Genomic DNA, 24,185 nt, shown 5'->3' on the forward strand with positions numbered 1-24,185 from the left:
ACTTCTTTCTCCCTAATTAACTAAAAGTTCATGATCAATCTTCCGACAGGCTCGCATGCATTTCAGACGGAACCCGCTTTCTTTCCTCCTTATCCAATGCTTCTATATAGATCGAGTCCATTTCACGGAGTACCGCTGGCAATCCGTAGCGAATGATCCTCTCCTTGTTTGTATCTCCCATTGCCATGGTTAATGCTGAATCATCTCGTAGTTGAATAAATGCCTTAGCGGTAGCGGTAATATCATCCACGGGAACCAACATACCTGTTGACTCATGTTCGATCAAATCATGAATCCCCCGAATATGCGTACCGATAACAGGTTTCCCTACTGCCATCGCCTCCATTATCGCCCGAGGTAGTCCCTCCCGATAGGATACAAGTGCAGCAATATCACACGCTCTAAGTAGATCCGGAATATCTCTACGGTACCCAAGCATATGCACTCGATCGCTGACTCCTAGCCGTTTAGCAAGTTCCAATAATGTCTGCTCAAGCGGTCCGGTACCCGCAAAAGCCAGATGGATATTGCCTGCTTGAGCCCCCAACTGACCCAGCGCTTTAACCAACTGCTTCTGATTCTTGTTGGCGTTTAGTTCAGCAACGCATAGGATGACGAAGGGAGGTTCATCCTGATCACTCATCGGCAGATCAAATAGTTGGCGTCGCCTATCTACCTTCACCGTCTCAGCTTCAGGATGATCCTGTTCGCTACCGTAAACCTGGAGATCAAGCCCTACACCACTCACATAGGTCACTTTTTTCCGGACAGAAAATTTCTGGGCACGTTTGTAATCTTCACTGTTTATGGTGATCAGCACATCTGTCCAGCGAGCCATTAATCTCTCGAGCGGATAATAAAGCATCCAGTTCAGGAGAGGAGCTCCCTTAAAAAAATGAAAGCCGTGAGCTGTATACAATGTGCAAGGCACACCTGCTCTATGGGCCGCAATCCGTCCGAGAATCGAAGCGACTGGCGTATGTACATGGACGAACTGGAACCCCTCCTTCTTGAAGCTTTCCGTTAGTATCCCTAGTGCCGCCCAGTTCTGTATCTGTAAAGGGCTACGCTGGATGGGCACATCATGGCAGACGATCCCCTTCTCTTCTAACCGTAATCTCGCTTCCCCAGGCTGCGCGTAAGCATGCACTTCACAACCCTTTTGCTGCAATAACTCCATGTAAGGTAGATGGAAACTTTCAAAATGTCCAAAAATGGAGGCTACAAAAGCAACTCTTACCAGCCCACAGTCTTCAGCAGGTATGCTCCCGAACCCCTTGTTATTGCGCTTGTTCTGTTTCTTGTCGTAGCTTACGACCGGCAGATCTTTCAATGCCCTTGGTTCGATACCGCATCACCCCTTTCCACCCCGTATTCGTTAATCGGATGCAAGCTGCGTTCATAGCCATCATGAACCACCAGTAACGCTGGAATAAGGCTTCAATACCCATCGAAAGTCCAATCATCGCTGCGTGTGACAGCAGTAATGCCATAATGATCGGTCTATTCTCCTTATCTGCTGCGCGATAAGAACGGAGCCCGACGATGAAGAACCAGATCATAAACCCGCCATACACGATTAAGCCCAGTAAGCCAAATTCCGTCATAAACCAGATCGGAGTATTATGGATAATAATCCGCAGTTCATAGTTATAGCTACCGAGTCCAATCCCTAATAATGGACTTTGAGCGATCCACTCCACAGCCTTCCCAATGATGTCAAGGCGTGACTGAATCTGCGAAGGTCTACTGGCCATATTCCCAAGCACATCCAGATAAGCTGTACCTTTATAGAGCAGCAGTGCTCCAAACGCGACACTAAACCCCATGCCGATCTTGATTAGTCGAGAAGGATTCGTCAGCAGAAGTGTAAGTAGGACTAGGAACAAGCCAATCCATGACGACCGCGAAAAAGTCATTATTATGCCACCGGCTAGGGTTATCGTCGCTATCGTACTCACCCATCCCCTAAGTAGCTTCACCCCGTTCCCGCTCGTCATGATATGAATAGCAAAAGCTGTTACTAGTAATCCGCCGTATGCATTCGGATCAATTAACATCCCGGACAGGCGACCGTCTTGAACCATAAATGGAACCTTGACTCCGCTAAAAAAATCGAACAAAGCAACGCTATTGAAGATCAGCACACTGATCAGAAAAGCTCGTAGCATTTTATATAACCGATCCCAGCTGTCTACAGCCTGAACGAGCATAATATAAGTCAGCAGCAGGAGTATAAACCCAAAATCTTTTTGCAATAGAGCGTATTGTGTAATGAATCCATTGCGCCAAATGGATACAAATGAAGCGAGGACGAAAATAAACAACATCCCCCAATGCCATGAACTGAACTGCCTAGGGTCCAATTTGAGGTGAAAACCTGCTGCAAATAAACCGAGCATTAAGAAAAGGTCAGAGGGTGCAATTCGAAAGGCACCACCGAAGTCAATTTGTGCCGGAAGGCAGATGATGTAACCCATAACCGCAAACAGAAATAAATTACGCATGGTGTAGGGTTTCCCTACAACGGATACAGATGTCATACAAGCCCCTACTTTCCTATGAGAAATTGCCTCTATGCGGCCAATTCCTGTTGTACCTGTTTCCTTGCCTGACGGATTACCAAGAAAAGCACGATTACACTGCCAATCATCTGAATGAGTAAAGCCAAACTAGCCCCCATCGCAGCACCTATCACCCCGAAAATAGGTACGAATATTAAACAGGAAAGTCCATTAGTGAGCACTGAACACAGAAACAATGGAATCTGCGCTTTGTATTTCCCGGTGGCTGTTATGGCATACCACAGGTAGGACGACACAAATACCAACAAAGTAGAAACGAGCAACCAATGAAATAAGCCTATCTCCTCAGCCACATCTGCACTAAATAATAGGGTTAGTAGCTGATGCCCAAACATCCACCCGATCAAACAAGCAACCGCACTAATTCCAAGGCCCATTACAATCATCCGACTGAGTAAAGTGATAAACTCCTTATGTCGTCCAGCAGCGTGCCAACGGGCAAGACGTGGGGTTATCGCTTCACCGAGTGCAGTAACAACAACATTGCAGGCAACGATCATGTATGAGAGCGTAGCGTATACACCTAAGTCATGTTCCCCTCTAAAATAAGAGATCGCGTATAGTGGAATATTTGTATTTAGCGACATCAACGCGAGCACAATACCTAGAGGTGAACTAATGAACAGCAAGCCCCATAAACGTCTCTTGTTAAAAAGTGGCTTGAGCGACGTATACACTCTCGCTTTGCGGGCATCGTATGCAATCGTTATCGCTAACCATCCGGCGATCATGACTAATAACGCTAGAATGAGACTCTGAGTAGGGATAAATACGAGGGCGAACACAAGTATGGAGAACAATCCTTTAGCAGTTCTTGAGAAAGAAATTTGATCTAACCTCTCCTGCTTCTGAACGATACCCAACAAAATATCACTGACCGACTCAACAATTCTATACAATCCGATGAAAAATATGACTAAAGCTGTATTCCAATCAAAACCACTTACGATGCAACAACCGGCTGTAATTATGAACGCAGCAGCGGTTGTCACGATTCGAAGGCCAAAAAAATCTCCAAAAAGATATTTCCCCGAGGTATCAACAATCAAGATCGAACGCAGATGTAGATGCGACAACATAAAGATAGGAGCAGTCACCGCAAGCCCTAACGAATATTGCCCAACAATTTCAGATGATCCAAATTTATTAAGTAGAATTACAATCACGAATTGAGCACCCGCATAAGTGATATTCCCGAATAAATAACGAAGAGAAGCAAATGTCATAAACGTTAGACCATTCCGGAAGATGACGCCCAATCGGCAAAATCTTCACTGCGAATCTTGTAGCGCTTGCTACTCTTTCGATAATTCAAAACTGCTCCCACAATATGCGCCCCTTGCTGCTCAAGCATCTGTTTTGCAGAGTTCGTATGCTTCAAGAGCACTTTCCCGGATTTAACCACTAACAGTACCCCCTCAGTCATCTTTGCTAAGATAAGAGCATCCGAGAAGGGCATTAACACAGAAGAAGAATCGATGACAATCGTATCAAATCGCTCGCTGAGCTCTGCGAATAACCTCTTCATTCCTGTTGATCCTAGTAAGTCAGCCGGATTTGGGGAGATTGGACCAGAGGTCAGTACAGAAAGCCCCTCTGAATCCTCAATAGAAAAAATACAATCCTCCACACGGGTTTGATCCACTAGAATGCTACTTAATCCGACCCAATTAGGCAGATCAAAAGCCTTATGCACAGTTGGCGTGCGCAAATCTCCATCGATCAGAAGCACCGTTCTACCCGTCTCCGCCATGGCTATGGCCAAGTTCATTGCTACTGTCGACTTGCCTTCATTTGGAAGAGAGCTTGTAACTAATAAAGAACGGATTTCTCCACCTACTCGGGTATAGCGAATATTGGAACGTATCGTACGGAATTGATCTCCATTAGATGACTTCGGTTGTTCCAGGCAATACAATTTTGGCGTTTTCTTCTTCATGTTTGCTGACTCCTTCTACTGAATTGGATTTCGACTTCGCCCGCCGTTTCCGTGGCTTCAATTTCCCTACCGTTCCCAGAAGAGGAAGCTGTAAATCCAACTGAATGTTTTTGGCGCTTCTCACAGGTTTCTCTGCCAATTCCCGTAGAATGGAAAACGCGATCCCAGCAATCAATGCAAGTCCGAAAGCAACAACCATATTAAAAACAGGCTTGGGTGAGATCGCCTCAAAAGGAACCTTAGCTCGGTCGAGAAATACAACATTTTCTACCCCCATAATTGCTTGAATGTTCTCGTTGAATGCCTCCCCAAAGCCATTTGCGATATCCGTTGCCCGCTGAGCACTAGAATCCGTCACAATTACCGTCGTTACAAGTGACTCACTACTTGTTCTTGTCTTAACTTTTTCTAATAGTTTTTCAGGGGTCACGTTTAATTGCAGCCTTCTAACTACCTCATCAGCGATTCTGCTGCTTCGGATAATTTCCCCGTAAGTGGTCACTAGTTTTTGCCCAGCCATAATGTCATTGATTGCTTTCTGCTGCCTGTCCCCTTGAATAAGAATAGAAGCTGTCGCCTCGTATTTTGGCTTCAAAACGTAATAGCTTACGAAGCTAGCGAGACCGACCGCAACGATACATAACACAATGATGAACAGCAGCCTACGTTTCACTAGTTTCAAAATGCTGCCCAGTTCAAATTCCATCATTCATTTCTCCTAACAGTTGATGTATTTTCGTCTTCTTCAACAAGAAGTATTATTGTATATTCATATTCTCGTCCGCCCAATATATGTCCAATATAAGCTGAAAATTTATAAGTCTTCTTTTTAATAGATCCACTTGAGCTCTCTATTAAATCCCAACACAAATAGGCAGCCTTCCCAGCAAAATCATGCTGGTAGACTGCCTTAATTATTCAATGCATTGCTCTCTCAAATTTATTTAAACGATGAATTCTGAGAAACTCTTACGAGACATTTTTGCGTTTCAGAATATGATAGACATTGCTGAACATGCCCGACAGAATACCGGCAATCGGGAATACGGCCCAATTGACATCCCAACGCTGATAAACAAAACCTGTGAACAAGAAGATCACTGTTGCCAAAGGCCACAACACTGCCCCCATTGCTCCAATAAATCGGTCCTCTTCCTTCTTCTGTGCAGTGACTTTCGGCTCCTCCAGCAGCTTCGTATACGCGCCTTGAATGTTTCCATAATAGATAAACAGGAACACTGCCACTGCAGCGATCACTAAAAAGGCTACGACTCCATAAGGAGTAAAGTCATCGTTGACATATGAAGTTGCGAAGATAAAAACTGGTGATAACACGCACAGACAAACTCCAGTAATTAACGAAAGGCGGTAAGTCGGAGCGTAAAGGGCTTGGCTGCGCAGTAGTGATGCTTTGAGCGCATAAGGTAACTGAAAGCCTTGCTCCAAATTTTTGAAGCGCTCAAGCTTCATTCCGCTATAGATGAACATGCCCACCGCAACAGCTACAAGCATGAACATTCCGACAAGTCCTAACATCGAACCTTTATCAGCCACAATAGTATTTTTATTTTCAAACAGTGTATCAAGACCAATCAGAAGCGCCACCCCACATGCGCAGAGAAAAACTCCGATACCGGTCCATAACCCCCAGCTACGTCTGGCAGCCACATAAGTGTAAGCCTCTTCTTCTGTCAGAACAGGTACTTTTACAACCTGCTCCGATTCGACAGGATGGATACCGAGCTCAGCGGTCAACTCCTCAATATTACCGAATTCCGAAATGACGATGCCGATCGCTTCATTCTCCGACTTGCCATCACGCTTCAATTCGTGATACTTCTCCTCCATCCCAAACAGCAGCTCTTGCTTCAAATGCTCAAGTTCTGGTTTTTTTGGCAGACTAGCGAACATATTATCCAGATATACTACAATCGTCTCCATGCCCTATCACCACTCCCTGATAAATTGGTTAACAACTTCCTGTGTAACCTTCCATTCCTCACATTTCTCCTTGTAATAGGCGAGACCTAGCCGAGTAATCCGGTAATACGTGCGCCGCTTGCCGAGACTCTCATCCTGAAAAAAGGATTCAATGTAACCGTTCTTCTCTAACCGGGTAAAGGCGGAATACAATGTTGTCTCCTTCATAATGTACTTCTCCTGCGTCAGCTGCCTGATGTTTTTGGAAATTTCATACCCATAGGATTCTCCATCCAGCAGCATGTATAGGATCAGTGTATCATTGTAGCCACGTATAACATCACTGCTGATCAAAAATGGGATACCTCCTCGGTTACTTCATCTGTCGTAGTAGTTGCAGTATATCATAATTACTACGACAGATGAAGTAGTTTAGAGAAAAATAGGAAAAAAAATCCTAATCAGTGTTAGGATACGGATGACGGCTTTATTCCATAGCAAAAAGACGCTATCATCGGATAATCCATAAATAGCGTCTTTTTAAATTTATTTGCAGGACATATAAGTTTTATTATGCATTCAAATCCGTCATTGCTGGAATATGAATTTCTTTGACACAGGAAGCTCTAGAGAGGTTAACCACACATTTCACAATGGAGACAATGTCCTGAACAGGAATTCTTGTCCCGTTATATTCTGCAATTGCTTTTTCCACGCCATCCTCATAAGGAATTTCTGCTGCCAGCTCACCCGGATTCACACATGTAACTGCAATCCCATCCTTACGAACATGCTCTCGTAATGCATGAGTAATGCCACGCAGACCGAACTTGGAAGCTACAAAGGATACCTGGTCATTATTGGTATGGTCCAGACCTGCTGTGGAGCCAATTAGAATAATTTTCCCTGCTTCCGACTGTCGAAGATTGGGTAGTACAGCCTGTATGCAAGTAATTGTTGAAGTTATATTCACATTTATAATGTTAGCAATGTCACTGGCCTCATCTTTGTCAAACGTATAATGAGCCTCAAAGCCTTCTTTCTCCCAAATGCCTACGTTATAAACTAGAACATCAATCTTCTCCGATTGAACGCCCTTTGATAAGACTTGCGCGGCATCTGGCTGCGATAGATCTACTGCAATCCAGATTCGTTTAATGCCATCGTTAATATCCAGACTGCCCGGCTTGCTTCTGGAAACGATCCAGACTTGATCGCCAGGCTCAGGTAACCCTTTCACAAATGCATCTCCCAGACCTTTACTTGCTCCCAAAATTAGATAGTTTCTCATACTGTCGCCCTTTCCGTGTGCATTATTCTATTTTTTATATCATATTACCATCGAAGCACCTGAAGAAGTAGGATTAGAAGTCGAAATTAGGCAATTAACATTTAACAAAAGCCACTATCATGGATTAATCCATAGATAGTGGCTTTTGTTAAATTATATCCGGCGCAGATAAGCACGAACCGTGATTGGTGCAAAGATTGCGACGATGATCGCTGCTCCGATCAGAGAAATTACAGAGTCCTAACCTACGGTTCCATAGTTAGTAAGCTGTCGTACAGCAGAAAGGAAATGTGAGATTGGATTGACTTTGACAAACCATTGTAACCAGTTCTATTAATGTCGCGGACGGAGCATACGTCCAACAATATAAAGCATTTGTTTACGTGTAAAAAAACGTGACATTTGAGCAGAAATATAGTTTGTAAATCCTGGGACAGCAAATACCTTTTTAGCCTGAAGCGATCGAAGCGCCACTTGAACCACATTTTCTGGAGTATCCCGTTTCCCGACAGAAGCTTCATCGGCTCCAACAACATTAAAAAATTCCGTTTCCGTAGCCCCCGGACATAGCGCAAGAAATTGTACGCCTCGTTTTCTATTTTCCTCCCATAGAGCCTGTGTAAATGATAATACAAAAGCTTTTGTCGCTCCATATACAGCCATATTAGGAAGAGGTTGAAATCCTGCTGTTGAAGCAACGTTAATAATCACTCCGCTTTTTCTTTTTAACATATCTGGTAAAAATAAATGAGTAAGATCTAGAACCGCCAAAACATTGAGCATCACCTCTTCATGCTGTCTTGAGCCAGATAATTGTTCAAAAAGCCCATGGGTAGCAAATCCTGCATTATTAATAAGTATATCAACATTCAAACCACGTTCCATACATTGTTGATAGAGCTTGTTAGGAGAACCTTCTTGAGATAAATCAGCAACTAGAACCTCCGCTCGAATACGATGTACTTTTTGTAATTTTTCCGCTAAAGCAATCAATTTATCCTCTGAACGAGCGACTAATATCAAGTGACTTCCTTTGGCTGCAAATTCATGAGCAAACGCTTCACCTATTCCTGAAGAAGCACCTGTAATTAATGTCCATTTATTTTGAATCGGTATCATTGCTATCATCTCTCCCTTTAATGAGCATTCAGAAACACTGTTTCGATATGAATCATTGTATCTGAATGGAGTTATGATGTCAAATAAAGCAATCCATTTAAATATTGGCTATTTCTCTTCTATATCAGTAAAATAAGGATTAGAAATGATGGCTATTTGAAAAAAAGCTAAAGTAAAGTTCTAAGGGTGTGAAACTACATGCACAAATCGTCCAATTTATCTTCCATAGATGCTCATTCAGTTACAACCTACCCAAAAGCCAAACTTCAGCATGCTGAAATATTAAGACTGAACATTATTGAAGCTGCTGCAACCATTATGCAGGAATATGGTCCCGAAGCCGTAACCATTCGCAAGGTTGCTGAAAAAATGGAATGTCCCACAAAGATCATTTATAACTTGTTTGGAAACAAGGAAGGGTTAGCGAAAGAGCTTTTTCTGGAAGGATGTAAATTGTTAGCTACTGCATTTCAAGCGGTCCCACAACAAGACGATCAAAATTCATATCTTCGTGATCTTGGTCAAGCCTATTGGGAATTCTCTCGGAATTATACCAGCTACTATATGGTTATGTTTGGAGGAGCTTTTAGTGAATTCAAACCGGAAGAGGAAAGCTTAAATGCTATCTTTACCGCTTTACAACAAGTGATAGCCGTTATTACAAAAGCCATCGAGCAAGGGTTTATTGTTGAGAAAGACCCCCTCCTTGTTGTGAATCTGGTATGGGCATCGTTGCATGGTGTCATTCATCTGCATTTGGGCGGACATATTCAAAATGAGGAAACCGCGAAAACATTGTATGACAGATCGGTATCCAATTTAATTCAGACGTTCTTTAGAAACGATAATTAAATAAAGAAGCTTTTTTGCGGCTAATACAAAAAAACGGCATTTCTGCCGTTTTTTTTCATTTCATATTATGTCCTGCGCATATAAGCACGAACTGTAATTGGTGCAAAAATTGCAACGATGACCGCTGCTCCGATCAGAGAGATTACGAAATCCCAGCCTACGGTTCCATAGTTAGTAAGCTGCCGGACGGCGGACACCAAATGTGAGATCGGATTGATTTTAACAAACCATTGAAGCCAGCTAGGCATTGTATCCACGGGTACGAATGCGTTAGATAGAAACGTAAGCGGGAACAGCACAATCATCGAGATCCCTTGTACACTTGAGGCTGTTCTTGCAATGACACCAAAGAAGGCAAAGATCCAGCTAATCGACCAAGCACAGACAATAACAAGAAGTGCCGCGATAGCAACATTCCCCAGCCCTCCCTCAGGCCGTAATCCCATAATATAGCCCATGGTAAAAGTGAGCACAGTCGCTATGGTATACCGGATCGTATCTGCTAATAGAGCACCTGCTAACGGAGCTATCCTTGCAATTGGCAGTGATTTAAATCGGTCAAATACACCTTTATCCATATCCTCACGTAATTGAACTCCAGTAACGATCGAAGTAGTAATTACGGTCTGAACGAGAATACCGGGAATGATAACAGGCAAATAGCTAGCAATGTCACCAGAGATGGCTCCTCCAAAGATATAGGTGAACATTAGAGTAAAAATAATAGGCTGAAGCGTAACATCGAACAATTGCTCAGGTGTACGCCGTATTTTTAGTATACCTCTATACGCCATTGTCAATGAATTTCGTATACTCTGTCTGAGGCTCGTATGGTTTTTCAATTGTCTTGTAGTTCCTGAGTTTATTACAGAAGTTCTCGTACTCATACTCTTACTGCCTCCTTCTTGTTTGTCTGGCCAGACGCATTTGAAGCGTCATCTGTAGCACCTTGACCCGTGATTGTTAAGAATACTTCATCAAGTGTTGGTTTCTGCACACTCACCTCTGCGAGTGGAATGCCTGCTTCGCGAAGAGCAATAAGTAGGTCAGTCACTAGATCCGCGTTCGCCATCGGTGCAGAAATCTGCCCTTCCTCCAAGGAAGACACATTGGATTGGGCATGCAGAACATGTTCTACAAGCTGACGAGCTTGCTTGAAATCCTTTAGCTCTCGGACCTTCAATAGTAAGGATGTGGTACCCACGGATGATTTCAGCTCATCCACAGTGCCCTCGGCGACGACTTGCCCACGGTCAATAACTGCCACCCGGTCTGCTAGTTGATCTGCTTCTTCAAGGTACTGCGTCGTTAAAAGAACTGTTGACCCTGTATTCACCAATCGGCGAATCGTATCCCACATTTGTGAGCGTGTACGCGGGTCAAGCCCTGTAGTTGGTTCATCCAAGAAGATCAACGGGGGTTGAGCAATGAGGCTTGCTGCCAGGTCCAGACGACGACGCATACCACCAGAGAAATTTCTTAGTGGACGCTTAGCCGCCTCTGTCAACCCAAACTCTTCAAGCAGTTCAGCAGCTTTTTGTCGAGCCTCCGCGCGGCCTAGTCCTAACAAACGCGAGAAGATGACCAAATTTTCCGTAGCACTTAGTGACTCATCGACGGAGGCGTATTGTCCTGTCACACCAATTAATTGCCGGACAATCTGCGATTCCTTCACTACATCATGTCCGAAGATTCGCGCTGAACCTACATCAGGGCGAAGTAAGGTCGCCAGCATCCGAATGACGGTAGTTTTTCCGGCTCCGTTTGGACCAAGAACTCCATAGATCGTACCTGCTTTTACGTTTAAATTCACACCATCCACCGCGCGATTGTCACCAAATGTTTTGACCAATCCGTTTGCTTCGACTGCCCATTCATCTTGACCTGGTGAGATTATTTTTTTCTGCTCAAGTACCATTGTATTTCCTCCAACGTTTCAGTTTGTATTGTGATAGTAAACCCCATTTATAAACTGAATTTAAACGAAGGTTTAAACTGAGTTTATAAATGAGATAAGCTTTCCGTTGAAAGCAATCCTGTAAATGCAGAAATAACGGTGTTGCTCAATGCTACGTGTTATTTCTTTTAAAAGTGCTTCAAACACATAATATTGCCCCTGATTATGATGATTAACGTCTCTCGAGTCTGCGACTCGCCCCAAAAGCCTCAAAATGAGCAAATAGCTGCATCTGAGTCCGTTACACATGAGCTAGTGGTTCATATTTTTATGTTCTGGTAGGGTCGCTGTATTTTGTGCAACAGAATTTTCAAAAATCGTGCTGAATTGCAGTTCTGTTGTATTTTGTACAATCAATCTATGAAAAACCCCCTCTGATAGCACGTTTCCTGAAGTTTGATTGCACATAGTGCAATAGATGTTATTTTAAGAACGAAAAGGGCGCTATCTATTGTACAATCTGCAATGAAACGAAATGATCCGCCTCCAGATCAATGGTTTGCTTGGTCCGTACAATCCGAATTCGTACCTTTCTAATCCAATGGATTAGAATTTGTCCATCCACATCGTTCCACTTTTATACGACATAGCATAAAAAACCGAGAAGCGTGATCTCACGCCTCCCGGTTTATCATTCATTCTTATGATCTGCTTCAACATATTCTTTAAGCGCAAACAGTTTATTAGCCCAGTATTGTTCAAAAAAGGTAAGCCAATCTTGAAGCTCCAGTAGAGGCTCTGGCTGAAGCTTGTACCGAGTTTCCCGACCGACTTTCTGACTGCTAACAAGCTGCGCATCGGACAATACTTGTAAATGCTTGTTAACAGCGGTTCGGCTGATCGGATAGCATTCCGAGATGGATGCTATGGACATTTCCTTATTAGCAAGCAGCTTTAGCAGACTGCGGCGGGTAGGATCTGCTATCGCTTGAAATACATCATGTCCAGATTCAGCGACTGGCATCTTAAGCCTCGATATAAGCAGGAAGTTTTTCTTGGACGATTTTCTCCCAGCCGCCGTTCATAAAGCCACGAACGATAGGATGCGGTTGACCAAATTCAGTAACCTTTTCAGGGTCCCATCCAGAGTGGATCACGGTGAACTCCGTTTTTCCATCAATTTCTTTTAGTTCAAAAGCAAGATGCCAATCCTTCCCCCAATTAAAACCGACACGGTTAGGCTCATCAATCTCTGTAACTTTACAAGGGGAATCACCGAATTGTCCAGCATGTAGAATGAACTCATGACCTACCACTGGCTCGAATGTACTTGGCATCCACCAAGCAGCTATTCCTTCAGCAGTAGAAACAGCTTTCCATACTTTTTCAATTGGCGCATTGAGTGTAATCGTTTGACGAATGTCTTGTAGTGGTCCTCGAGTTTGCATAAATGGCCTCCAAAATTCATTTTAATGTAACACCTTTTGGTTTCGTTTTTTATTATAACACCATTTGGTGTTATGTCAATTTGAGAAACGTTAAGGGAATAGTGGAGGAAAGCCTTACATTTATAAATACAGTAGAACCTCGATATTGGGAAGTCGTTTGTTGATAGAGTACTAGTAACAAACACTAGATCCAAGTATCATTGGCTGCTGTTAATTCGGCCTCAGTACCGCCAGTGTTTACTACGCTTCTAGGTTCCAACAACATGATATGGCATTCCTTTTCGGCGGAAGGCTTCATCTCGATTCCCTTCGGGAGAATAAAAATCTCACCCTTGGGGATTTTAACCTGACCATCACGGAAATCAATGATCATCTCCCCTTCGAGCGTGAAAAATACCTTATCGGTATCTTGATGACTGTGCCATTCAAAATCCCCAGTGATCTTAAGAAGTTTAAATTGATAGTCATTCATTTCGCCAATGACTTTCGGAGACCAAAGGTCGTTAAATTTAGATAACTTATCTTTCAGATTAATAGCTTGATAATGGATAGTAATCACTCCTTATTTTCCTCAACTTATTAGAGCTTAAGCAAGGCGGATAATATATTTTGTAAAGCGTATTCAATAGCTAATGGTCCACCAGTAATGGCGGAATTATCCATTAAATAAACATTGCCTTTCTTTACGGCATTCATAGCATTCCATACATTACTTTGTTTTAAGTTATTCATTAATTCCTCCTTTTTTGTAATGTCACCTATAAGGAAAATATGGTCTGCTTGAACAGTTGATATTCCTTCAAACGAAGTAAATTCATTATTATTACCTGTATATGTATCATCCGGTGTAAGCCCCAATCCCTTTTCTTTTTCAAACGCAAGTTTATAGACCGGATTTCCTTCACCTAGAACATTAAAAGTTTTTCCATCCCAAGACAATATAAGCGCTACTGTCTCTCTTTCCATCGACTTTAATGCTTCACGCCCAGTTGTAATATCATTCATCATTTTATCAATTACTTTTTCCGCTTCGTCTTCTTTTCCAATAATCTTGGCTACTGTACGGAGTCCATATTGCCAATCTTCATAGATGTCCATGTATTTTAACGTAATAACTGGTGCAATTTTATCTAGTGAATCATACACTGCTTCATGATGCTCTGTTGCTAGAATATAATCAGGATTAATAGATAGAATTTTCTCAATGCTAGGAGACACTTTATCTCCTAATTCTTCAGCTGAATCCAGCTTTCCTTTTAAATAAGATAAAGAAGATAGATACTCTTTTTCAGTAGATGCAGCAGGTGGCTCACCTAATGCAACTAATATTTCTGGATAAAAATACCATAATGAGGCTATTTTTTCTGGTTTTTTCTCGATAACAATTTCTTTACCTAAGGCATCCTTAAATGTTCTTGGCCAATCAGTTGCATCTACATTAACTCCTGTTGAAGATGCGCCTTCTTTAGTTGATTCTTTATTTTCAGCAGGTGTTTCAGTACAACCCGCTAGTATACCTGTTAATAATAGTATTGCGACTAGCAGTCCTCTAATCTTTTGCATACGAAATTCCTCCAACTTAATGGTTTCTTTGCTTAACCATTATTATAGTAAAGTAATTTTTAGATTAGAATGGATGCAGGTTGAATTTACCATGGATTATTGATGAACTTCTCTCGATATTCGGTAGGAGAAATGCCACATTGTTTTTTGAACACTCTACTAAAATAAAAGGGGTCAGCCATTCCAACCGTTTGCGCAATTTGTTGTACAGGCGCATCACTTGTAAATAGCATTTCTTGCGCTATATTTATACGATATTTTAATAAATATTCTGCTGGTCCCATACCGGCATGTGTTCTAAATACGTAAGAAAGTCGATTTCGATTAACGTTATTTTGTTCTGCAAGCGAAGCTATTGTAAGACTTTGATCATAGTTTTGATGAATATAGTTAGATACCCGCTCGAATAAAGTATGTGATTCACAGCTATCTTCCCTATTAATAACACATAATAAGGTCTCATTCAGCACTTCGCGAAACAGCATTTCAGTCTGAAACATCGAAATGCCTCCACGCTGATTATATACATGCCAAAGGCGCATAATTAATTCAATAAGACGAGGAGATTGACCTGTTAATAATTCAAAATGCTGATGAGAAAAGCTTGACTCTTTTAGTTCTGAGTTACATATCCGATATTGAACAAGAATATATTCCCAATTGGTTCTACCAAACATTTTTTGATCTAGTTTCATTTTCGCACCCCCATGCACAACTTTTCCTGGCGAAAAAATATAAGGCGTGCCATTAAATTTAAATTTAATCTTTCCTGTAAGTGGAAACACAAATCCAGGAAAAGAATCTGTATAGTCAGCGTAAGGCACACCTGGATTTTCAGCATATCGATATACTCCTTCTACTTGGAAAGGAGTGTGTGCAAAATGCTCTGCTAACTGATGACCGTCTATCTTCACAATGCATACCTCATTTCAATAATAGTTTGTTCGGTAATTCTGAGATCAATCGTTGTACATACGATTCAATAAACAGCTGTTCCAGATGTCCGGTGAGGAGCACTTTCACATTGTCCGGCAGCTCCCCGTCCTTCTATGTATAAGCGCCAACAAAATTCAATCATAGCTCCCGTATACCATCTACTTAACCACCATAGTCCAGTTTTTCTCTTTTAACTGGGCTGTGTAACCTCGGAATCAATTAAAAATCTGCCGCTGGAATAAGGAAAGGTGGGCATAAGGATTCACGCCTGTTTACACATTAATAATAATGATTATCATTGTCAACCAATATAGACAATAAAAAGTCGCTCCTGGCTAATGTTCAAACCATCGGGTATCGGCATTAGAAATAGCGATCTAGTCCTCTATGTTTTGCCTAACGTCCATAAAGAAACCACGATATAATTTACAAAAAAACATAATAAATGCCTACTGTGGACAGACACGTGACCACAAACATCCTTCTGAATTTCTTTAATTGCCATAAAAAATACGCTTGGAATCCCAAGCGTGTCAGTTTGAAAGCCAATTTAAAAGTCAATCTAATGCTCTGAACTTCAAAAGGTAACCCGTAAAAAAATTATGTGGGCCTGCTTTTATGCATAAAATTGACCATTTAAGAATGTCATACTTTGAACAATCGTTCCTTTAAGAATAACCACTGTTTTTTCATAACGTTATAACTAAACTCCCCTTCTTCCTCCCTGTTTCTGCATATCGATGAGCCTCAGGAATTTGTTCCAGCGGATAACGTCTATCGATGACTGATTTTAACTTTCCTGCAGCCATAAGTTCTTGGAGAAAGAGAATATCCTCGTTACGTATCTTCGCGATCCCTTGACCATCAACTGTCACGTAGGCCCCCTTTGTAGTTAGAGCTTTCTTGCATTTTGATTTCGAGACTTTTCCAACGGCATCAAAGATAATATCATATCGTTCATTTCTAGTTGTAAAATCCTCTTTCGTGTAATCAATGACCTGATCGGCACCCAATGATTTCACTAATTCAAAATTGCCGGCGCTGCATATGGCTGTGACCTCAGCACCAAAGTACTTGGCAAGCTGTATCGCTATAGTCCCTACAGTTCCAGAAGCTCCGTAGATCAGAACCTTGTGTCCACTCTGGATATTTGCTTTTCTTAGAAAATAAAGTACGGTTGTTCCTCCGTAAAGTACGGAGGCAGCCTCTTCATAAGTCACGTTATCGGGTTTGATGGCCATCAAACCATCCTCAGGCAGTGCCACATATTCGGCATGAGCTCCGAAATTCATACCGGTTAAAGCAAAAACCTGATCCCCCTTCTTAAATCTTGTTACATCCTTCCCTATCGTTTCAATCTCCCCGGCTAATTCCACACCAAGGATTGGTTTTCTAGGTTTGGTAAGGCCTAATACTAATCGCATTGGAATCCACAATAAGAAAGGACTATTGAAAGCTCGAACCCGAAGATCCCCGGCAGTTACGGTTGTCGCGTGAACCTTTACTAATACTTCATTGCTCTTCGGCATAGATTTCTCCACTTCTTGAAGCTGAAGAACATCTGGTGATCCATATTTTGTACATACCATCGCTTTCATGGGCTTCCTCCTAACCTCATTATGCAAAAAGTATAGCTTCAGTACGGTATCAATGGATAGATACTTAAGTATTGTTTTATTTACAACAGCCCCAGCTTACGAGCAAGAGCAACGGCTTCCGTACGTCTTGAAACCTGTAATTTATCAAAAATTACCCGGTTATGCCCTTTAACTGTGCTGAGCGCAAGAAACAGCCGCTCGCTAATCTCACGATTCGAGAGTCCTTGGGCTATGAGTTTCAGCACTTCCAATTCTCTGACACTCAGTGGCTCAATTTGGGATTTAATCGACGGAGTCAGATGGTGGTGATCGGATTTAACTCCCCTTTTTAATTTCTCAGCTTCAAATCCATCTAGCAACTTAGCTAAATAACCCGGCATAAATTCATTGATTGCAGCTTCACTGAGTAACTTATAGATTGGAGCACCCTCGTCAACAAAAATTCGGATGAAACCGCCAGGCTCAGCCAATATAAGTACATCTTTTAAATGTTGTAACGCCTTCGCCTTTTCGCCATTCGCTTGCAGCGCGACAGCTTGGAGGATCATCACCTTAAGACACTCATCCTTCCAGCCCTTTAACTCCGCCTCTCTTCGTTGCGGCTCTAATACCGCTAGTGCTGCAGAAGGATTTCCTTGCGCTAGAATTACCCGAGCTCCACTAATAGGAAGCTCGTATTTCTGCGCTTCGAGTGCTGCAGCTTCCAGATCTCCCAATCGAAGCAACGAGTGCACATGTGCAGCTGCAAGATCAGGTAACTGAACTAAGAATTGATGTTGGTGGGCGAAATGCTCAGTCTTTGCCAAACAAATAGCCGTACAGTCTTCCTCACCCTGCTGCGTTAGCATCAGTCTTGCGAGAAGAATCTCACAAGCAACTACTCTATCTGTGTGATCAAACTGCTTCGCCAGTTGGAGGGCTCGTTCTGCATGTCGCTTAGCCGCTTCCAAGTCATTCCATTCATAATATATACGAGCTAAGCCGAGATACGCCTCGCACGCAATTGGCATGGGAGGATCCCCAGTCAGATTCAGAACATTTTGATAGGTTTCAGCCGCTTCATAAAGCTTGTTATCTGCTTCCCGTAAGTTTCCTAATCCGAGGGTAGCCATAATCGTGATCACGCCATGCCCAATCCTTCGGCTGATTGATAAAGCTTTGGTATAGGCTTCATTAGCCAAAATACGATTCCGCTGTAACTGGTAAGCATATCCCAAGGCCCAAGTAGTAGCCGTGCGAACGGGTAAGTTACCTGGGTCCAGATTTTCGAGAGCACGCCGCGATTCAGCAAGAATGGTTTCGGACTGGTGTTTGCTGACAGCTAACGTAGCGCGAATGGCCGCTATATGTCCGACAATATCTCTAGTCTCATCATCTTCCAGAGCCTCTTGGATGGATTGTTCAGCCGCTTGCAACTTCTCTTCCACTTCACTCATTTGACCCGTCATTAGAAGTCCAGAGGCAAACATCACCCACAGCGAGGGTCTTGTATTCATTTCTCCCCTCGGCAATGAATTCAGCCATTTTAGTACTGGCTTCACTGCACCAGCCCCTCGAAAAAGCAAGGGCATCTCCTTTCCTTCTATTAGGAGAGCAGCCCGGTCGATATCCTTAGCCGCTACAGCATGTTGAAAAGCTTCTAATTCCATCCTATTATCTTCATACCATCGACTCGCACTTACATGTAATTCATCTACGTCCCACTTGTCATGAGCTATGTTTGAGTTGTTGTTGTTCTGCTGTAGCCGCTTCCGTAATAAATCTACAAAAAGATGGTGATAGCGATACCACTTTCTCTCGTGATCTAGTGGAACGATGAATAGATTGGTGCGTTCAAGATATTCCAAGATCTCTTGCCCAGTAGAATCAGGGATAAGATTAGCTTCAGTTCCACTATTAAGAACTGCATCACATAGAGGGCCGTACATCCGGTCGAGGATCGATGTTCTCAACAGAAAGGTCTGAATCGTTGCAGATTGCTGTTGCAACACTTCTTCAAGCAAATAGTCAAGTATGTAGCGGTGGCTTCCGCTGAAAGACCTAATAAAGCTAGCCTTATCCGTATGGCCTAACATAGAAAGCGCCGCTAACTGTAATCCGGCAACCCAGCCTTCTGTACGGGATTCAAGAAGACCGATTTCTTCCCGTGTTAAGTTTAAGCTCATTACTTGATTAAGAAATTCAGCTGATTCTGAAAAAGTAAACCTTAAGTCTTTGACGCGTACTTCAGTCACTAGGTCCCGAGCACGTAAACGGGCTATAGGTAGATTTGGATCTTCGCGTGAGGCAATAACTAAATGCATTTGTGGCGGCATACGTTCGATAAGTATAGAGATTGCCTGATCAATCGTACTGGCCTTAATCACGTGATAATCATCGAGGACGAGAATAAAAGGATTCGGGATGGCAGAGATTTCATTAAGTAGCGGAATTAGAAGCGACTTGATCGGCAGCGATTGCGGGGATTGAAGCAGACCTAAGACACCTTCCCCGATATTCGTCTGCATTGTCTGCAAAGAAGCTACGAGATACGTCAAAAAACAGGCAGGGTCATTATCTCCTTCATCTATGGATAGCCAAGCAACGGGTCGATCACAAGTGGCAAGCCACTCACTAACCACCGTCGTTTTACCAAAACCAGCAGAGGCGGAGACGAGTGTCAGTTTGCGATGTAACCCCTCATTCATCTTCTCAATCAGTCGAGTACGATTAACAACATTCGGTCTAGGTAGGGGGATGTATAATTTAGTTGAAACGATTGGAATCATCATAGATGAATTATAAAGATCGGAGTCGACCATCGTCAATAAAGAGTGGAACTGTGAGTGATCAAGTTGAGATTATTGCATGGTTCATTTAGATTTGGATCGCAATTTGAATGACATACTTATCCTCAATCTTAGAACACTAATGTTAGATAGACGAAGCTACTGTTTCACCAAATAAGGGTGTCTCAACAGCTGTGCGATAGCTGCTGGGACACCCTCGTTTATACCAAGCCTATATTATGTTCCTTTTCGTTCCCTTGATGAATGCTTCCTCATCCATACAATCCATTCTAACCTGTGCGTATACACAAGGATCACAAAGCTCCCAAGCCATACCCACAAGATAGGTGCAGACCATTTACTGATGCACAAATAGACGAAAAGGAGCAGCATTCCGCTGACCACTTGCATACCATCCGATACAGGAGTTTTGCCTCTGCTTTTGTACCAACTACTGAGCACTTTCAACACTGCCAGAATGACGGCTAACGCTAAAGAGGCTTTGAATCCTGTTAATGCACTCCATACCCCAAAGGTTACGGCAATTGCCTTCCCTCCTTTTCCTTTAAGAAAGGGAGAGAAGGCATGACCCGCAATGGGAGCTAAGGCTAACGGAACAATGAAATACCCCTGACTATAATGACTTCCCATGACCCATAGAAGTGGCAGATACCCTTTTATAAAATCTAATAAAATCCCTAAAATGCCGAATTTATAACCTGACGATTTCCAAAGATTCAAAGCCCCCGGATTACCGTCACCTATGTCTTTCAAATTCTTTTTACGCGCTAGCCCAAGCCAATAGGAAAACATAAGAGATCCCGACAAAAATAAAACCGCGACCCACAATATGATCATTAGTCCCTATGGCCTCCCACCTGGATATGCCTTCCTTTCCAGCTTACATGCCTCAGAAAAACAACCTGATATATCGAATACAGCATGATCAAGATAAAGAAAAGGGTAGCCGTCACGTGAAATACAGGAATAACGATGCCAAATACGCCTACATATTTTATAAAATAAAAGAGCTGGAACATATAAAGGAGATAACCGATCAATAAAGGCATAAACCATGAAGTATTCGCAAAAATAAACACGGTTTCTGAGATGATGAGTCCGATCACCCAAAGTGCGATTGGAATAATTGTCTTCGGACTTATCGTTGAAGTGCTTAAGACAGCCCCTTTACTGAACCCTTCAATTTCACTTTTGATTCCCTTCGGATACATGCGAAACGACACTAAGCCATACCCGATATAATTGGTGATCGGAACACCTGCCGCAATAAACTTCTCTCCTAAAGACAAATCATCCAGCACTTCAGATCTTATGCTTTGATGACCATTAACTTTTTCATAATCCTGCCTCAAAGCCAAGATACATGAACCATACAGCCCTTTTTTGGCGTTATTCCTTTCAAAAACCGAGGTGAACGTGAATATCCCCAGCATATTCATAATTAAGGCCAGCTTCTCAAACAGCTTTTCTGTATGATGAAAAGGAACTACCGAAATGACACCTTTCGATAGCTCCCTTGCTCTTAATAATGAAGCCAAGGCGTTAGGCTTTAATCGGATATCCGCATCCAGAAAAGCAAAAATATCGCCCGAGGCCTGTAAATATCCATTCCATACTGCCCAGCTCTTACCCGTCCATCCTTCAGGGAGACTGCTGTTCGCAATAACCTTAACTCCATAGCTTTCAGCAATTTCTTTGGTCCGATCCTCCGAGAAGTCATCTACAACAATAATTTCATAGGGTGTAATGGTCTGAGACTGAAGTGAATCGAGCAAAAAGCGTAAATTATATTCTTCATTCCTTGCGGGAATGATGATGGACAATTTCTCCGGTCCTTGAATAGGCTCGTGATCAGTGGTCAAAGTATTCTTTCTGAACAAAATAAAACCGGAGAGACATCCAATGCCTATAACCATTAACAACCACATTACGGTTCCCCCCCTTCTACATCTTTATATATATGAAGGGTTAGTCCGTAATATATTCAATTCAAATTTAACCTACATTTACTTTAGCTGAGTATTTATTAAGCTTTTCTGTACATATGAGCATGACGATAGCGAAAAAAACGATCATCGCAGGGAAAATACCCAGTGTAAAATTCGATGCAAGTAAGCCGATAAAAGGCGGTATCAGCGTAGTACCGGTATAAGCCGTCGCCATCTGAAAGCCCATAATCGACTGGGCATGCTTCTTCCCGAAGCGTACAGGAGTTTCATGTAGCATACATGGGAAAATAGGGGCTAACCCCAAACCTATGATCATAAATCCTACCAGTGAAACTATAGTGGGAAGAGGTAATACTAATAGCACTGTACCGATTAAAGCAATGAGTTGGCCATATCGAATTAGCTGTTTATTACTCATTCTAAAAGTAATGAAACCCGTCACCATTCTGCCGAAGGTAATCCCTAGATAAAACACCGACACCCATGTCGCTGCAGTGGATGCAGGGATGTCTTTGATATTTACTAGAAAGCTGCTCCCCCATAACCCCATACTCGTTTCGATGGCAGAATAAAATAAGAAGGTTAACATCGCAAGTTTAACCCCTCTTAGCTTCCAAGGTTTTGTGTTCTCTACAGCTTGCTCTAGCTCCGGATGATTGAACTCTTGATCACTTTCAGCACTCGGGTTGCTATTGTTCCCAGCCACTCTATCCCATAAAGGCAGCGTAACGAATAGAATAACAACTAAGCTCAATTGAATGTAAGCAACTGTAAGATAACCTTCTCGCCATAGACCTTCACCAGAGATAAAAGATCCCATAATAATAGGCCCCAGCGTTGCGCCTACTCCCCAGAAACAATGTAACCAACTCATATGATGCGCTTTATAGTGCGTAGCAACATAACTATTTAATCCGGCATCTACAGATCCCGCACCTAAACCGAGTGGAATCGCAGCAACAATTAGCCATACTAACGAAGGTGACCATGCAAAACCAAGTAAAGCTACAGCAGTCATGATACAGCTTACAAGGGTCACTTTCCCTGTACCAAAACGTTTAAGGATTACACCACTCATCAAACTGGATACAATCGTACCTACTGCAATAACCATCGAAAGGATTCCAGCAGTACCTAGTGAAGCATTTAAGTCCATTCTCATCACCGGCCATGCGGATCCAAGCAATGAATCTGGCAGTCCTAAACTAATAAATGCTAAATAAATAATAATAAGAAAAAAAGTTGCCATCGTTATCTCCTTAATGATTCTAATCTATTTGTTGTGAAACTAATAAACCTAATCCAAGACTTTGTAATCCAATCAGATAATCACACTTTAAGTCACTTACCGCTAACTCTGGAAGATGTTCTTTCGGAACGTATGTAGCACTACACTCAGCGATTTGATTAAGCAAAGCTGGAGCTAATTCATCCTCACAAAAAATAATATAATGCGGATTCAAAATAGAGGTAATTGTAGCCACTAAGCGACTAATCGCATCCACTTTATAATCCGACTGCATGCTTGATCCACCATGATCTCCAGTTAATGCTTCTATGAAATTTCTATTATCATACTGGGGTATAAATTGAACTTCCCCTGAAAAAAACGTCTTTCCTCGAACAATTTCACCATTAACCGCTATCCCAGCTCCCGGTCCGTTTTTCCCTAAGTACAAATACATTAGAGAAATATTCTCTTTCAAATTTTTTTGCGTCATATAGCCGATTACAGCAGCATTCATATCATTTTCTACGATTGTCGGAATAGAAAGCTGATCTTCTATACATCTTTTCAAATTTAGATTCTGATATTTCTCATAACCTGGGATCAGAAAAATCTTCCCATGTTTCACCGCGCCTGGAACACCAATGGCCACAGATTGAATCTTTGGATTGGTCTTTTTTTCATCCTCAATTAGCGAGACAAGTGTACTAACGTCTTCCTCAAGAATACTAGGCAAATTCCCTTCTTTGATTACCTCACCAATGCAATTATAGATGGTATAGTTTGTTTCATTTTTTTCCAAAAAAATAGCCATCCCTAATCGATAATTCGGATTATAGGCGTATCTTATTGCCCTTCTTCCCCCACTCGACTCATCCAGACCGCTGATCGTTACTTCCCCTGCCTCTTCCATCTGCATTAGAAATTTACTTATCGTTGGGAAGCTGTATTGTAATCTTTGACATAACTCCGCCTTCGTAGCTCTTCCTAATTCTAATAATGCTGTTCGAATACTTCGTATAATTTCAGATTTGAGTTGCTGTGAAGGAAGTCTTTTATCACTTGCCATGG

General features: G+C 42.3%; 23 protein-coding genes and 1 pseudogene. 1 reads left to right on the forward strand and 23 read right to left on the reverse strand.

Going from position 1 to position 24,185, the window contains the following annotated elements:
• Positions 1–34: 34 nt before the first annotated feature.
• The 10 genes and pseudogenes from UQ64_RS14670 to UQ64_RS14710 form a co-directional block, all read right to left on the reverse strand.
• Positions 35–1,333: a glycosyltransferase family 4 protein gene (locus UQ64_RS14670; protein ID WP_060624205.1), complete on the reverse strand. Its 1,299-nt coding sequence runs from the start codon at positions 1,331–1,333 to the stop codon at positions 35–37.
• On the reverse strand, positions 1,281–2,543 hold the full coding sequence (locus UQ64_RS14675; RefSeq protein WP_060624206.1) for an O-antigen ligase family protein: 1,263 nt from the start codon (positions 2,541–2,543) through the stop codon (positions 1,281–1,283). Before UQ64_RS14675 ends, UQ64_RS14670 begins: the two co-directional genes overlap by 53 nt.
• A gap of 32 nt (positions 2,544–2,575) precedes the next feature.
• Positions 2,576–3,811 (reverse strand): oligosaccharide flippase family protein, encoded by a 1,236-nt coding sequence (locus UQ64_RS14680; RefSeq protein ID WP_156417561.1) that lies wholly within the window; start codon positions 3,809–3,811, stop codon positions 2,576–2,578.
• Positions 3,812–3,816: 5 nt separating this feature from the next.
• Entirely contained in the window at positions 3,817–4,524 is a 708-nt protein-coding gene (locus UQ64_RS14685) for a CpsD/CapB family tyrosine-protein kinase (protein ID WP_060624208.1), read from the reverse strand.
• Complete coding sequence (locus UQ64_RS14690; RefSeq protein ID WP_082651144.1) at positions 4,472–5,233, reverse strand: YveK family protein; 762 nt, start codon at positions 5,231–5,233, stop codon at positions 4,472–4,474. The genes UQ64_RS14685 and UQ64_RS14690 overlap by 53 nt, the downstream gene beginning before the upstream one ends.
• A 260-nt stretch (positions 5,234–5,493) precedes the next feature.
• Entirely contained in the window at positions 5,494–6,465 is a 972-nt protein-coding gene (locus UQ64_RS14695) for a permease prefix domain 1-containing protein (RefSeq protein ID WP_060624210.1), read from the reverse strand.
• Positions 6,466–6,471: 6 nt separating this feature from the next.
• The gene (locus UQ64_RS14700; protein WP_060624211.1) at positions 6,472–6,798 is read right to left on the reverse strand and encodes a PadR family transcriptional regulator; all 327 of its coding nucleotides are present in this window, start codon (positions 6,796–6,798) and stop codon (positions 6,472–6,474) included.
• Positions 6,799–7,015: 217 nt separating this feature from the next.
• A complete protein-coding gene (locus UQ64_RS14705; protein WP_060624212.1) occupies positions 7,016–7,735 on the reverse strand; it encodes an SDR family NAD(P)-dependent oxidoreductase in 720 nt (239 codons plus the stop codon).
• 153 nt (positions 7,736–7,888) lie between these two features.
• A pseudogene (locus UQ64_RS32135) lies at positions 7,889–8,065 on the reverse strand (ABC transporter permease); the annotation flags it as partial.
• 3 nt (positions 8,066–8,068) lie between these two features.
• Positions 8,069–8,854, reverse strand: a complete 786-nt coding sequence (locus UQ64_RS14710; RefSeq protein WP_060624213.1) for an SDR family NAD(P)-dependent oxidoreductase — start codon at positions 8,852–8,854, stop codon at positions 8,069–8,071.
• A gap of 198 nt (positions 8,855–9,052) precedes the next feature.
• Here UQ64_RS14710 and UQ64_RS14715 point away from each other — a divergent pair, with 198 nt between their 5' ends.
• On the forward strand, positions 9,053–9,706 hold the full coding sequence (locus tag UQ64_RS14715) for a TetR/AcrR family transcriptional regulator (protein WP_060624214.1): 654 nt from the start codon (positions 9,053–9,055) through the stop codon (positions 9,704–9,706).
• Positions 9,707–9,771: 65 nt separating this feature from the next.
• Here the strand turns inward: UQ64_RS14715 and UQ64_RS14720 are convergent, their stop codons facing one another.
• The 13 genes from UQ64_RS14720 to UQ64_RS14780 form a co-directional block, all read right to left on the reverse strand.
• A complete protein-coding gene (locus tag UQ64_RS14720; protein WP_060624215.1) occupies positions 9,772–10,593 on the reverse strand; it encodes an ABC transporter permease in 822 nt (273 codons plus the stop codon).
• Positions 10,590–11,624 carry an ATP-binding cassette domain-containing protein gene (locus UQ64_RS14725; RefSeq protein WP_060624216.1) on the reverse strand — a complete coding sequence of 345 codons (1,035 nt, stop codon included), beginning with the start codon at positions 11,622–11,624 and terminating at the stop codon, positions 10,590–10,592. The genes UQ64_RS14720 and UQ64_RS14725 overlap by 4 nt, the downstream gene beginning before the upstream one ends.
• Before the next feature lie 670 nt (positions 11,625–12,294).
• Complete coding sequence (locus UQ64_RS14730; RefSeq protein ID WP_060624217.1) at positions 12,295–12,627, reverse strand: ArsR/SmtB family transcription factor; 333 nt, start codon at positions 12,625–12,627, stop codon at positions 12,295–12,297.
• 1 nt (position 12,628) lies between these two features.
• Entirely contained in the window at positions 12,629–13,051 is a 423-nt protein-coding gene (locus UQ64_RS14735; RefSeq protein ID WP_060624218.1) for an SRPBCC family protein, read from the reverse strand.
• A gap of 184 nt (positions 13,052–13,235) precedes the next feature.
• Positions 13,236–13,601 (reverse strand): cupin domain-containing protein, encoded by a 366-nt coding sequence (locus tag UQ64_RS14740; RefSeq protein ID WP_060624277.1) that lies wholly within the window; start codon positions 13,599–13,601, stop codon positions 13,236–13,238.
• Positions 13,602–13,630: 29 nt separating this feature from the next.
• Positions 13,631–14,614, reverse strand: a complete 984-nt coding sequence (locus UQ64_RS14745) for an ABC transporter substrate-binding protein (protein WP_060624219.1) — start codon at positions 14,612–14,614, stop codon at positions 13,631–13,633.
• Between the two features lie 86 nt (positions 14,615–14,700).
• A complete protein-coding gene (locus UQ64_RS14750; protein WP_060624220.1) occupies positions 14,701–15,528 on the reverse strand; it encodes an AraC family transcriptional regulator in 828 nt (275 codons plus the stop codon).
• A 711-nt stretch (positions 15,529–16,239) separates the two neighbouring features.
• Positions 16,240–17,148, reverse strand: coding sequence for an NAD(P)-dependent alcohol dehydrogenase (locus UQ64_RS14755; protein WP_060624221.1), 909 nt, complete (start codon positions 17,146–17,148; stop codon positions 16,240–16,242).
• A gap of 80 nt (positions 17,149–17,228) precedes the next feature.
• Positions 17,229–19,919, reverse strand: coding sequence for a winged helix-turn-helix domain-containing protein (locus UQ64_RS14760; protein ID WP_060624222.1), 2,691 nt, complete (start codon positions 19,917–19,919; stop codon positions 17,229–17,231).
• A gap of 234 nt (positions 19,920–20,153) precedes the next feature.
• Positions 20,154–20,774, reverse strand: a complete 621-nt coding sequence (locus UQ64_RS14765; RefSeq protein WP_060624223.1) for a glycerol-3-phosphate acyltransferase — start codon at positions 20,772–20,774, stop codon at positions 20,154–20,156.
• A complete protein-coding gene (locus UQ64_RS14770) occupies positions 20,774–21,865 on the reverse strand; it encodes a glycosyltransferase family 2 protein (protein ID WP_060624224.1) in 1,092 nt (363 codons plus the stop codon). The genes UQ64_RS14765 and UQ64_RS14770 overlap by 1 nt, the downstream gene beginning before the upstream one ends.
• A gap of 67 nt (positions 21,866–21,932) precedes the next feature.
• Positions 21,933–23,135 carry an MFS transporter gene (locus UQ64_RS14775; protein WP_060624225.1) on the reverse strand — a complete coding sequence of 401 codons (1,203 nt, stop codon included), beginning with the start codon at positions 23,133–23,135 and terminating at the stop codon, positions 21,933–21,935.
• Between the two features lie 19 nt (positions 23,136–23,154).
• Complete coding sequence (locus tag UQ64_RS14780) at positions 23,155–24,183, reverse strand: ROK family transcriptional regulator (protein WP_060624226.1); 1,029 nt, start codon at positions 24,181–24,183, stop codon at positions 23,155–23,157.
• Positions 24,184–24,185 lie beyond the last annotated feature (2 nt).

The sequence above is a fragment of the Paenibacillus etheri genome, assembly GCF_001012825.1.
Classification (GTDB): domain Bacteria; phylum Bacillota; class Bacilli; order Paenibacillales; family Paenibacillaceae; genus Paenibacillus_AQ; species Paenibacillus_AQ etheri.